The sequence below is a fragment of the Halobacillus sp. Nhm2S1 genome (assembly GCF_019599545.1).
In the GTDB taxonomy this organism is placed as follows: domain Bacteria; phylum Bacillota; class Bacilli; order Bacillales; family Halobacillaceae; genus Halobacillus.
This window is the reverse complement of record NZ_JAIEZV010000002.1, coordinates 392,474-404,704: the sequence shown is the minus strand read 5'-3', so window position 1 is coordinate 404,704 and position 12,231 is coordinate 392,474. Positions and strand designations below refer to the sequence as shown.

General features: G+C 42.0%; 10 protein-coding genes. All 10 read left to right on the top strand.

Features of this window, described 5'->3' with window-relative positions; all coding sequences use genetic code 11:
• Positions 1 to 174: 174 nt before the first annotated feature.
• The 10 genes from K2225_RS08415 (at position 175) to K2225_RS08370 (ending at position 12,036) form a co-directional block, all read left to right on the top strand.
• Positions 175 to 714, top strand: coding sequence for a hypothetical protein (locus K2225_RS08415; RefSeq protein WP_220584341.1), 540 nt, complete (start codon positions 175 to 177; stop codon positions 712 to 714).
• Positions 715 to 1,292: 578 nt separating this feature from the next.
• Positions 1,293 to 2,522, top strand: a complete 1,230-nt coding sequence (locus K2225_RS08410) for an ABC transporter substrate-binding protein (RefSeq protein WP_220584340.1) — start codon at positions 1,293 to 1,295, stop codon at positions 2,520 to 2,522.
• A gap of 12 nt (positions 2,523 to 2,534) precedes the next feature.
• On the top strand, positions 2,535 to 4,271 hold the full coding sequence (locus K2225_RS08405; RefSeq protein ID WP_220584339.1) for a cache domain-containing sensor histidine kinase: 1,737 nt from the start codon (positions 2,535 to 2,537) through the stop codon (positions 4,269 to 4,271).
• Positions 4,261 to 5,415 carry a response regulator transcription factor gene (locus tag K2225_RS08400; protein ID WP_220584338.1) on the top strand — a complete coding sequence of 385 codons (1,155 nt, stop codon included), beginning with the start codon at positions 4,261 to 4,263 and terminating at the stop codon, positions 5,413 to 5,415. The genes K2225_RS08405 and K2225_RS08400 overlap by 11 nt, the downstream gene beginning before the upstream one ends.
• Before the next feature lie 300 nt (positions 5,416 to 5,715).
• On the top strand, positions 5,716 to 6,987 hold the full coding sequence (locus K2225_RS08395; protein WP_220584337.1) for an ABC transporter substrate-binding protein: 1,272 nt from the start codon (positions 5,716 to 5,718) through the stop codon (positions 6,985 to 6,987).
• Between the two features lie 79 nt (positions 6,988 to 7,066).
• Positions 7,067 to 7,984 (top strand): carbohydrate ABC transporter permease, encoded by a 918-nt coding sequence (locus tag K2225_RS08390; RefSeq protein ID WP_370632728.1) that lies wholly within the window; start codon positions 7,067 to 7,069, stop codon positions 7,982 to 7,984.
• A 12-nt stretch (positions 7,985 to 7,996) separates the two neighbouring features.
• On the top strand, positions 7,997 to 8,842 hold the full coding sequence (locus K2225_RS08385; protein WP_220584336.1) for a carbohydrate ABC transporter permease: 846 nt from the start codon (positions 7,997 to 7,999) through the stop codon (positions 8,840 to 8,842).
• A gap of 19 nt (positions 8,843 to 8,861) precedes the next feature.
• Complete coding sequence (locus tag K2225_RS08380) at positions 8,862 to 10,271, top strand: glycoside hydrolase family 32 protein (RefSeq protein ID WP_220584335.1); 1,410 nt, start codon at positions 8,862 to 8,864, stop codon at positions 10,269 to 10,271.
• Positions 10,272 to 10,286: 15 nt separating this feature from the next.
• Positions 10,287 to 10,895: a YesL family protein gene (locus tag K2225_RS08375; RefSeq protein ID WP_220584334.1), complete on the top strand. Its 609-nt coding sequence runs from the start codon at positions 10,287 to 10,289 to the stop codon at positions 10,893 to 10,895.
• A 730-nt stretch (positions 10,896 to 11,625) separates the two neighbouring features.
• Entirely contained in the window at positions 11,626 to 12,036 is a 411-nt protein-coding gene (locus tag K2225_RS08370; RefSeq protein WP_220584333.1) for a DUF6241 domain-containing protein, read from the top strand.
• The last annotated feature ends 195 nt before the right edge of the window (positions 12,037 to 12,231 follow it).

The window sequence follows — 12,231 nt, the reverse complement described above, 5'->3', positions numbered from 1 at the left end:
GAGGGTGTCAAAAACGGTTTAAAGTTCCCTGTTTTCGACGGAATCAATTGCCCCATTATCAGCGGATTAGGGCTGGCTATATGCCAGCCCTTTTCTTTTCCCTCAGACGATTCGTACGTTATTTTACCTTTTCTTGTATAATTTATTTTATAATATATATAAGGAGGGGTAACTTTGTACATTAATGGTTTTCTATTCATTTTTATGGTGCTTTGCTTCCCAAATTTAATATTGTTCTTTATTACTGAAAAGAATGTATTTTTTTTTATTGCACTGATTTTATTACTTATAGTACTCACATGGTATTATTCAAATTTACTTAAGTGTAAATTTAAGGGGGTACCGGGGGATTCTAGGCTGTTCAACAATGTTCTTGAAATACATATTGGGAAAAGGGCAAAGAAAAATCCAGTAAGATTTATCATTTTATTTATTGATTCTATTTTGTGGGCAAAACAAAATGGTATAAACAAAGCTGTATTTTTCACTTGGTATGGAAAAGAAGGAACATTTGAAAAGTATTTCAATGATAAGGTTGATGTTTCTAATCCAAATTTATTTGAAAGGGTTAGTAATATCATGATAAATAAATACTATTGGTTTAACAAAACTGGAAATAAGCCAATCAAAGTTCAAGTTAGAGTTAATGAGTTAACACAGGAGGAAATTCAAACGATTCAAAAAAAGAGAGAAAGGTTATCTAAAAGAGCTTAGTTAAGGAGTCATCAGAAAATCTGTTAAAAGGGTTAGGAGTAAGCGAGGGCAGTTCTTTCGTTTTCTATATATGTAAATGATACTATATTGCTCTTCATGGGGCGTTTCTACTGGTAGACAGGAAGGTGTGGTGGTCGTTAACTTGTCACATGCTGAACAGAAGAAGAACGGGCCTCTTTTTAAAAGAAACCTTGAGCCCTCTTGGACCTCAGTCTCTTCCACTCTCCCCAACACCTTCTTATTTGATGAACTCAAGGTGTTGATTTCATGAAGGACAGACCTGATTGAGATGAGGAAGCGCAAAAACCGTCCCTGCGCTTCCCACCTATGGCACAACTCATCATCGAGTTGTGCTTTTTTGCTTACTACTTAAGAGGGAATATAGTGTTACATATAAGGTATATAAATGGATTAGAATCTGGTCATAATGGGCAAGTAATGTGAGATTCTATTAATAAGAATAGAAGAAAACCTATGAATTACGAAGTTTCTCCTTTACTTATCTGAAAACCCTTTCTTTACAGAGGCTCTCCACTCTATAATTAGGTAAATACTTAAATATCTAGGTGGAGATGGTTATGAGGAAATACTTCCTTTTGTTTTTCGGAAGTCTGTTGCTTTTATCCTCTTGCGATGAAACTGAAATCTCTATGAATCAATCAAATGAGGAGCCGGTGGTCCTGGAGTTTTTCACACCGAAAGTGGAAACGGAAGAGGTTTTCAATCAATTAATCGAAAAGTTCGAGGAGCAGCATCCGAACATTGAGGTGAGGCAAGTTGTCGTTCCGGGGGGAATGACGGTTTTGAAAACAAGAATAGCCCAGGGGGATACCCCTGATTTATTCATCACTTATCCGATTGAACAAGATTATCTCACCCGAGTACGAAAAGGGTATGTCATGGATCTTACTGATGAACCTTTCTTATCCCGGATTGAACCGGCGATTCAAGAACGTTACTTGGTAGATGGCCGCATTTATGGGGCGGCGCTGACTCAAAATGCGGTTGGAGTACTGTATAATAAAGACCATTTTAAGGAAGCAGGTCTATCCACACCGGATACTTGGAGGGAGTGGGTGGAAGGAATGAAGGAATTGAAACAGAAAGGATATACGCCTTTACTGATGCCGAACAAAGATGTGGAACAAACGAGTGTGTTTACGTTGAACCTTGTTGCTGATGAATTTTCAGCGTCGTATTGGAACAAGGATAAAGAGGATTTGGCGGCGGATAATCGCTGGAGAGAGAGCTCGAAGAAGGTTTTATCCGTGCTTCCCTATACCCAGCCTGGTTCCTTTGAGGATGGGTATTATGCCACAAATGAACGATTTGCCAAGGGAGAAGGCACCATGCTGGTGATGGGGACATGGGCTTTGCCGTTGATCGAGCGGATCAACCCAGATTTGAATTATGGCATCTTTCCTTTTCCGGCAGATAACTCAGCCAGCCATAATGTTCTTGGAGGAGTAGATATCGGCATTGCGATTTCCTCGGAAACTCCACATCCGAAGGAAGCGAAAACTTTTTTATCTTTTTTAACAGAGAAGGAACAAGCCTCCCGGTTATCGAGCTATGAAGGGTCGATTAGCACGATTAAAGGGGTGGAGGTGAATCGACAGGAGATAGAAATCATCCATAAGAAAATTCTTTCAGGCCAAACGGTCAATTGGCCGAACCATTATTGGGATGGGGGAACGGAAGCAGAAGAAGAGTATCGGAAACTCACGCTTCAATTTCTTATTGATCAGGATATCAACGTTTATTTAAACGATTTAGAAGAGATGTTCCAACGCTATGAAGTGGAATGAAGGTGGGTGTCCATGAGTTTCCGTAGAAAAATGTTATTCGCTTTTTTAGGTTTTGTCCTGGTGCCCCTCCTTATATTGGGAGGGGCCTCCTACCAGATTTCTTCCTCGGCATTGAAGAAAAATATTAGTGAACAAACGGTACAGACATTAAAGGCGGTTGACCGTAACTTGATGAATGAGGTTTCTGAGGTGAATTCATTCTCGGATTATGTTATAGCGTCGGGGACAATCCAAACCTTTCTTGAAGTCAATGACACAGCTTCCATTATTGATTTCTATAATCAACAGCAATCGATCGCCGGTATGATGTATGGAAATGTGCACATTGATGATTTTGTTATTTATAGTAAAAATGGTAGACAGCTACACTTGAAGAACTCCCCCGTCCCCACGTTTCAAGGATTGCTCGACAGCCCATTTTATGTTGAAATGGTCGCCCAAAGAGGCCGCCCGGTATGGCTGCCTCCAACTGAAAATCGAGAATGGACGAGTGGAGAAGAACCGCTCCTCACACAGGGGCGTGTAATCAAAGATCCTCAGACGTTAGAAGACATTGGTTACTTAGTGATGAACATGAAGATTCGGTTGTTTGATGATATTTTTGATCCGGTCAGCATGAATCTTTCTCAAGAATTTATCGTAGATCCAACCGGAAGCATCCTATATTCAGCAGATCATGAAAAAATCGGACAGGAACTGGCTATGGACATATCTTCTTTTTCCTCTCAGGAAAGCAGGTATATGCTGACAGACTGGGAGGGACAAAAAAGCTTAGTGACCGCAATTCCGTCCCAGTTTAAAACGATGGGCTCGGAAGACCTCGTCCTTGTATCCATCAAGCCTTGGGACGTGTTAGCTGATGAAATGATTCATATCCGTAATACAACCCTATTCCTATCTGTCGCTGCAATTCTCATTGCCCTGTTATTCAATATCTTCTATTTACGACGCGTGTCCCAGTTTATACAGGAATCATTGGCGAGCATGAAGCAGGTGGAACAAGGGTCACTCCAGGTGCGGATGAAGTCCTTCAAATTGAAAGAGCTGAAGGATATTTCGACAGGGTTCAATCACATGATTGAACGGATTCACAGGCTGGTAGAGGATGTTAAGAAGGAGCAGATTGATAAAAGGGAGGCACAGTTTCAAGTCCTTCAAGAACAGATTAATCCCCACTTTCTTTATAATACCCTGGAATCGATCAATGCTTTGGCTGCCATGAATGGCCAGAAGGAAATTAGCAAGATCACCATCAACTTAGGGAAGCTGCTACGGATCAGTATCAATGGGGGTTATGAAGTCATGGTAAAAGATGAGCTCAGGCATGTCGTCAGCTACCTTGAAATCCAGAAAATCCGTTATGATCATGCCTTCCAGTTTCATGTTGAGATCGATGAGGACTTAAAGAAAGCTTACGTGCTGAAACTTATTTTGCAACCTATAGTGGAAAACAGCCTTTTGCATGCGTTCGATTCCGAAGAGAATGGAATGATTGCTATCAAAGGATATAGGGAAGGAAACGATGTTGTCATTGTAATCGAGGATAATGGAAAAGGGATGCCTCTGGATATTCTAGAAAGCTTGAATGGAGTTGGCGATGCTGAACTCGGGCACGGGATCATGAATGTTCAGAAGCGTTTACAGCTTTATTATGGAAAAGCTTATGGGTTAATTGTCTGTTCCGATTCTTTGTACGGGACAATCATTAAAATCAAATTTCCTTTAAAGGGTGAAAAGGATGACGTATAAAGTAGTGATTGCGGATGACGAACCTTTGATATTGAAAAATCTGAATGGGATCATTGATTGGGAAAGATTGGATTGTGAAGTGATCGCCTGTGTGAAAAATGGGAAAGAAATTCTGGAAACATTGCAGCAACATCACGTCGATCTTTTACTCACGGATATTTCCATGCCGGAAAAGTCAGGGATAGAAGTATTGAAAGAAATTCACACATGGCCAGCATCACCGCTGTCAATCTTACTAAGCGGGTATGATGAATTCTCCTATGCCCGTGAGGGATTGAAGTATAATGCTTTGGATTATTTCCTGAAGCCGATCGATTATGATGAGCTGGAAATGCGTATAACTCAGGCCATCACGATTATTAAGGAAAAAAGAGAACAATCCTATGATCAAAAAAAGCAGTGGATTTATGATCAAATCACTTCAGGGATCGATGCACCAGTGAAGGAACCTTTATATTCCTATGTCGCGCTCCTGGTATGGCACCCTCACTGGAAGGAAGAGGAAGGATTGCAGGATCTTCGTGCTTTTCTGAATGAGTGGGAAGGGGAGTTTTTCCTTTATCCATGGAGTAGTAAGAAGGCTATGCTCGTTTTGCAGTTGGAAGAGTCCGTGGAGACTGGGAAGAACGTAAGCTTTTTTGCTGAAAAAGGGGCTCAGGCCATAGAAGGCAGTGTCTGGACTGTCGGCCGTGTGGTGGAAGGGTTGAATTCCTGTAAGGCTTCTGCCGATGATGCAAAGGAATTAGCTTCACTAGCCTCTTTTACGAATAAGAAAGTGATTACAAAAGAGCTGGTTGGACATATTTATACCTCAAAAGCGAGTGCAGCAGAAGCGATCAATCAAGCGACAACGTTCATCAAAGGCCATTTCCATGAGGATTTGAGTATCGAGCAAGTGGCAAATCACGTCGGAATCAGTGTTAGCTATTTCAGTCAGCTCTTCAAACAAAAAGAAGGCATGACTTTTCTCGAATATATAAGAAAGGAACGAGTCAAGTATGCCTGTACGTTTTTGAGAAATTCGGATTTAGAAACCTATCGCATTGCTGAAAAAGTCGGCTATACCGATCAGCGTTACTTCAGCCAAGTGTTCAAAAAGACGATGAACATGACCCCGAGCCAATATCGGAAGCAGTACCAATAAGAGTAAACAGCTGTTCTGTAGAGGACAGCTGTTTTTTTGTGGTCTAAGAAATTAAAAGTTCAAAGCAGTGAATGGTTAAAAACAATAAGGACAAGTGATCTGGAACAAATGAAATGCCTAAGCCATCCGATTTTTAGAGGTGGCTTTCCTTTTAAATCGGACGGCTTATGATGTATGGCTGTAAATCTATTCTGTAGAAATTTAAACATTCATCATAGATATACCTCGTTATAAAAGCGCTTTCATTCATTTACGATAAATACATGGAAGCGATTTACTAATAAAGGGAGGGTTTCATGAATGAAGAAATTTTCTATAGGAATCATGTTTCTGTTGTTTATGGGAGTGTTGATCGGGTGCAGTTCAAGTGAAGAAGCATCAGGTGAAGACGGAGGAGAGGTTAAGCTTTCCTTATGGCATCCAGAGGGGGATACGAGTGAGGCTTATAAGGAAATTATCAAAGAGTTCAATAAGGAATACGAAGGTGAAATAGAGGCAGAAATGACCTTTATCCCACGGGGAAACAAATACGCCTATGAAGATAAAGTGTCGGCAGGAGCGACGAGTAACACATTGCCGGATCTTCTAGCCCTCGATGGTCCTAATGTAGCGAACTATGCAGATTCTGGAATTATCCAGCCAATCGATGGACTGGTGGAAAATCAAGACGATTTCGTAGATTCCATCATCCAGCAGGGGACGTTTGAAGATCAGTTGTACACGGTTGGACCGACAGAATCGACGGTCGCTTTATTCTACAATGCAGATATGTTGAGCGAAGCGGGGATTGAACCGCCAAAAGCAGGAGAGGAAGCTTGGACATGGGAAGAGTTTTATGAAGCTGCTAAACAGCTGACAGATAAAGAAAAAGATATCTATGGTGTCAATTGGACACTTGATTATGGAGAATGGATCATTTACTTCACAGGACCTGCGGTATGGAGCAACGGCGGAAGCTTCATCTCGGAAGATGGCTCAGCCGCTGATGGGTATGTCAATGGACCAGAAGCTGTCGAAGCGCTAGAGTATTTGCAAAAGTTCACGGAAGAAGGGCTTGTTAATTTGCAACCGACGCCGACCGAATTTGAAGACGGAAAAGCAGCGATGATGCTGATGGGGTCCTGGGAGTGGTCGAAGTTGCAGAACTATCCTGATACCGAGTGGGGCATCACTTATTACCCGAAAAGTCCAGATGGAGAGCAGGTTTCCCCTTCAGGTGATTGGAACTGGGGAATCTCAACAAGCACTCAGCACAAAGAAGAAGCTGCTACATTGTTGAATTATATGATGAACAAAGAAAATGTCGTGAAGATTTCAGAAGTGGAGAACAAACCGGCAGCCCGCCATTCTTCTTTTGAAATGATGGAGGAATGGGAGCAAGAACCTTTGAATGTATTGAAAGATCAGGTGCTGAATAGCGCCCACCCGCGTCCGACCACTCCATCTTACCCAGTGCTTAGTACGAAGTACGGGCAAGCCGTACAGAATATTTTCCTCGGAGGAGATGTCCAGGAAGAGTTGGACAAATTAGCTGAAGAAGTAGAAAAGGATATGCAGCGGAAAGGCCAATAAAGGGATGGTGGGAATGGGGGGAAGAGGCCCCTTGTTCCTGTCTGCGTTCCTTCCAATACATGTATAGGTGGTGACTCACGTGGAATGGTTATTGAATAGAATTCAAGGAGGAAAAGCTGTTCGTCTCTCATTGACTTATGGTCAGCAGAAAAAGTGGTTGGGTTTCTTGTTCTCTGTGCCCGCTCTTGTGTTACTTTTTACTTTTCTTATTTTACCTGTCGGATTGGCTTTCGTTTACAGCTTTATGGAATACAACATGTTGAATCCACAAGGGAAGACGTTCACAGGGCTAAGCAACTATGCCCGTTTGTTTCAAGATGCTATTTTCTTTACAGCGTTGAAGAATACCTTATATTTTTCTGTGCTCGTCGTGCCCTTACAGTGTGCCGTGGCTCTTGGCTTAGCAATTCTTGTGAATAAAAAAGTGAAAACCGCAGTCATCGGCCGGGTCTTTTTCTTCAGTCCTGTGGTGACATCCATGGTGGTAGTCGCGATTTTGTGGACGTTCCTATATAACGTCGACAGCGGTTTGATCAATAGCGCACTGAATTTCTTCGGTATCCCGAGTCAACCTTTCCTGCTGAGTGAAGGGCAGGCAATGAATTCGATTATCTTTATGTCCGTCTGGCAGGGTGCAGGGTTTCAGATGATGATATTTCTCGCTGGTCTTAAAGATGTGCCAGAGACGTTATATGAAGCGGCTGATATCGACGGAGCTAATGCCTGGCAAAAGTTTTGGAATGTTACGCTGCCTTCTTTAAAGAATGTGACAGGTTTCGTCTTGATGATTACGACGATTCAGGCCTTCCGATTATTCATCCAACCTTACGTTATGACTAATGGAGGACCGAGTGATTCGACGAAAACCCTTGTCTTCATACTTTATGAAAATGGCTTTCAGTTCAGGGATGTCGGCTATTCCTCTGCGATAGCGGTCGTGTTCTTCCTTGTTGTGCTGAGCGTATCGTTGATTTTGAAGAAAGTTTTGAACCAATAGGAGGGAAGATGGATGAATCGAATATGGAAAAAACGTATGAACAAACTGGGAGTCTCCCTTGTTATTGTCCTGCTGGGTCTCTTATTCATATCCCCTCTTCTTTGGATGATTGTTGCCTCATTAAAACCAGAAACGCTGATTTTCAAAGACATGGGACTGGAGTCGTTTTTACCGAAGCAAGCAAACTTTGATAACTATTTAGCAATCTTATTCACCGACAGTGTGAACTTCTTAAAGTATATGTGGAACAGTTTGTTCTCTGTTGGAATGATTGTCATCCTCGGAACAGTCGTCAATTCGTTATGTGCTTATGCCCTGGTCAAGCTCAAGTTTCCGGGAAGCGGGTTCATTTTAGTTGTCATTATCGCTCTTTATGTCGTTCCTTTTGAAAGTGTCTTGATCCCTTTGTATGTTGTAGTAAACAGCTTTGGGTGGATCAATGAATTTCCGTCTTTGATCGTGCCTTTCATTGCAGAAGCGTTTAGCATCTTCTTATTTATTCAATTCTTCAAAGGGATTCCGAATGAACTGGAGGAAGCGGCACAGATTGATGGTGCGAATCCGTTTCAGGTTTTTTGGAAGATTGTCGTTCCAAACTCGAAGCCTGTGTTTGCGACCGCTGCGATTTTATCCTTTGTGACCCATTGGAGTGACTTCATGTGGCCGTTGATTGTCGCGACAGATGAGTCGATTCGCACGGTTCAGGTAGGAATCCAGTACTTGTTTACAGATAACAACATTGAATATGGTCAGATCATGGCTGCCTTGACGTTAACGACTATCCCTGTCGTATTGATATTTATCTTCTTCCAGCGTTACTACGTACAGGGAATCACATCAAGCGGTGTGAAAGGATAACAAAAGGAGGATGTAAAAGATGGAAAAACAACTTTATCGACCGCATTTTCATTTCACCCCAGAATCAAACTGGATCAATGACCCGAATGGATTATGTTATTTAGAAGGAGAATACCACTTATTCTACCAACATCATCCAAAAAGCAAAGTTTGGGGACCCATGCATTGGGGACATGCTGTCAGCCGGGACCTTCTTCATTGGGAACACCTGCCGATCGCCTTATACCCTGATGAGAATGGCCAAATTTTTTCAGGAAGTGCTGTGGTGGATGAGCAAAATACCAGCGGATTGCAGGAAGGCGAAACACCCGTGATGATCGCCCTGTTCACCCATCATCAGGAAGGGTACGAAACCCAGAGCATCGCCTATTCCAAAGATAAAGGGCGCTCGTGGACGAAGTATCCCCACAACCCTATCATTGAAAATCCCGGACTGAAGGACTTTCGCGATCCAAAGGTGTTTCGTTATGAGAACGTATGGATGGTGACGCTCGCATGTGGGGATCACATCCGTTTTTATCAATCTGAAAATCTGCTGGACTGGGCATATGTCTCCTCGTTTGGTCAAGCGTATGGAACCCACGGTGGTGTATGGGAATGTCCAGATCTGATTCGTTTTCAAACGGATGAGGGAGAAAAATGGGTGCTGATCGTCAGCATCAATCCTGGAGGACCTAACGGAGGCTCAGCCATCCAGTACTTCACAGGTGACTTTGATGGGAAAGTCTTTCATTGTGATCAACCGAAAGACCAAGTGAAATGGGCTGATTTTGGAAGAGATTTCTATGCCGCGGTTACGTGGAGCAATCTTTCTTATCCCCTATGGATCGGGTGGATGAGTAATTGGCAGTATGCGAACGAAGTCCCTACACATCCCTACCGTGGGTCGATGTCCATTCCGCGCAAACTTTCTCTCCGAAAAGTGGAAGGCGACTACCAATTCGTTCAAAAACCGGTAGACGTATCTCCATTGGTGGAAAGGACAGAATCCAAGTCTCTTCATTTAATAGCAGCAGAAACTGCTTCTCACAAACTATCAAAGCAAAGCCATATCATCATTGATTACGAGTATCCTTCTGTTCCATTTGAGCTTTCTATAAAAGGAGAAGGAGAAAAAGTAACAATGAAGTTTGATCCATCCACAAGTACTTTTTCTTTAGACCGGACAGGGGTGAAGAATATCCAGTTTTCTGAGCATTTTGCCAGTGTCGATTCGGCTCCTTTAAAGCATATGGAAGATATGGAGTTGATCATAGATGAGTGCTCGGTGGAAATTTTCCTCAATCAAGGAACTTTCGTAATGACAGAGCTTTTTTATATGGATACAGAGGTGTTTACGCTGGAGTGGGAAGCGGGAGATTCGGAAGTTAAGGTTGATTATCAAGTACAGGAATTATCCACCGCTCTTCAGAAGGCGGAGAAATCATAAGAAGGAGCGAGTAACATGTTCGGAATAGACGGAAAAGCTGCAAACTTCATGAAGACAATCTCCAATATGATTGTGCTGAATCTTCTATGGGTAATCGGCTGTTTACCAATCATCACCATCGGTCCTTCTACCGCCGCTATGGTCTATGTCATCCGCAGTTGGAAAGTCGGCCAAAAAGACAGTGTATGCAGAAATTACTTTCGTAGTTTACGAAGCTATATAAAAACCGGGTGGATCGTTTCGGCCTGGTTTCTAGTAGGTTTCGTATTAGTACTGGATACTCTCTTTTTCTTACAGATGGAAGGCATAGTTAAACTCGTCCTCTCATCCATTATAGGAGTTGCAATTATCCTTTTCCTTTTAACCACCACATTTCTCATACCCATATTCGTTCATTTTGAGATACGTGGCTGGGAACTGATCAAACACTCATTTGTTCAGGCATTCATAGATGGTTCGACCTCGTTCGGCGTTATGCTCTTGTGGCTGGCGGCTGGAACCATGGTCTATGTTATGCCAGTCTTAATGTTTTTTCTAGTCGTTCCGGTGTTCATGCTCACTTTCCGTTTTTGTTTGCAGTCCTTTGAGAAATTTGGGAATAAAGTAAACTTGGAAGTAAGATGACGATTAATAAGGGATCTTTCGCTTAGTTGAGCGGAGGATCCTTTTTTATGAGTGCCTGACCACCGCTACGTTAGAGCGCTAATACTAATGGCGGTGCCTGACCTGCAGGACGTACATATAACCATATTTAATTTGAATGGTATCTGTTAGACTCTTCTTCAAAAATTTCTCATTAGATTCCCGTCTTTTCTCTTAATAAAATCGTCTAATTATTAGTGGGGTGAAGGCTCTTTTATTTCATTTAATGCGACCAATGGAGCAATACCGTACATAAGGTTGGGGAAATAAGCACGATATCATAGAAGCTACTTACAATGAGGGAATTATCGTCAACGATATTTTTGGTAGTTTGTAATGATTCTAACGCAACAAATAAAATGGAAGGAAGAAAAGCTTAAAGGAAAGGACTACTTCGTTTCTTTTCATGTGAAGAATTTGTAGTTGAAAATACTTCATATAAAAAGAAACGAAGAAGATGGGAACGTGCTAGTTGAATGATGAACGATCATCAGACACGCATAAGTATCGAATTTTAATGTGAACAAAGACGCAATGTCGAACGACTTATTTGCGTTTTCACACTGAAAATAAACAATTAAAGGGGACGGGGAACTATATGGCGGAAAAAATTCTAAAGTGGTCATTGTATTCGTTAGGAGGAGTATCTCTTATTGTAATTGGGGCCATTGTTTGGGTTGTGGTTTCAGGATTCCAAGGAGAAGGTAATTCCATGACGAAAGAACAAGAACAGATCATGAAGGAAGTCAACGAACCCACGGAACAAAAAGAAATAAAAGCAGTCGAAAAAGATGGTGTTACTTCTGAACGTTCTTTTAGGCAGGAACTACACGAAATGACGCATCAAAAGGTTCGAGCAAACGAAAAGCGCGGAAGTCAACAAATGACGGCAGAGCAAATTGACCATATGCTTGGAATATTGAAATCAGTGGAAGGAACCGAAGACCATTACGAACATTTTGATTTTTATAAGAAGTCGTTGGAAGCATGGGACAAGGGTGACTTCTCCAACGCAGTGACTGTTCACAATACCATTTGGGAATGGCAAAACGGAACGATCGGAAGGGCGACGGGGCTTATGAGCGAAGAAGAGGAACGTGAATATATCAAGCGAAACTTCTAACAAACAACTCCTTAGAAAAATTCTGCTTTCTAGATAAAAAACCGCTCCAAAGCTAGGATGCTTTGGAGCGGTTTTGACGTATTTTCAATAAAGAACCAAACAGTAATATCTATTCGAATGAAGCCAGAGAACTGTGCCGCGCCTCATTATAAAACGTTTAAATTTCGAAATAATAAGAGGGAAGGGAGGGATAAT

What these genes read in the sequence shown, in the direction of transcription:
- K2225_RS08405 (WP_220584339.1), top strand. Translation starts at nt 2,535, where the DNA reads ATGAGTTTCCGTAGAAAAATGTTATTCGCTTTTTTAGGTTTTGTCCTG.
- K2225_RS08400 (WP_220584338.1), top strand. Translation starts at nt 4,261, where the DNA reads ATGACGTATAAAGTAGTGATTGCGGATGACGAACCTTTGATATTGAAA.
- K2225_RS08395 (WP_220584337.1), top strand. Translation starts at nt 5,716, where the DNA reads ATGAAGAAATTTTCTATAGGAATCATGTTTCTGTTGTTTATGGGAGTG.
- K2225_RS08370 (WP_220584333.1), top strand. Translation starts at nt 11,626, where the DNA reads ATGACGAAAGAACAAGAACAGATCATGAAGGAAGTCAACGAACCCACG.
- K2225_RS08380 (WP_220584335.1), top strand. Translation starts at nt 8,862, where the DNA reads ATGGAAAAACAACTTTATCGACCGCATTTTCATTTCACCCCAGAATCA.
- K2225_RS08375 (WP_220584334.1), top strand. Translation starts at nt 10,287, where the DNA reads ATGTTCGGAATAGACGGAAAAGCTGCAAACTTCATGAAGACAATCTCC.
- K2225_RS08385 (WP_220584336.1), top strand. Translation starts at nt 7,997, where the DNA reads ATGAATCGAATATGGAAAAAACGTATGAACAAACTGGGAGTCTCCCTT.
- K2225_RS08410 (WP_220584340.1), top strand. Translation starts at nt 1,293, where the DNA reads ATGAGGAAATACTTCCTTTTGTTTTTCGGAAGTCTGTTGCTTTTATCC.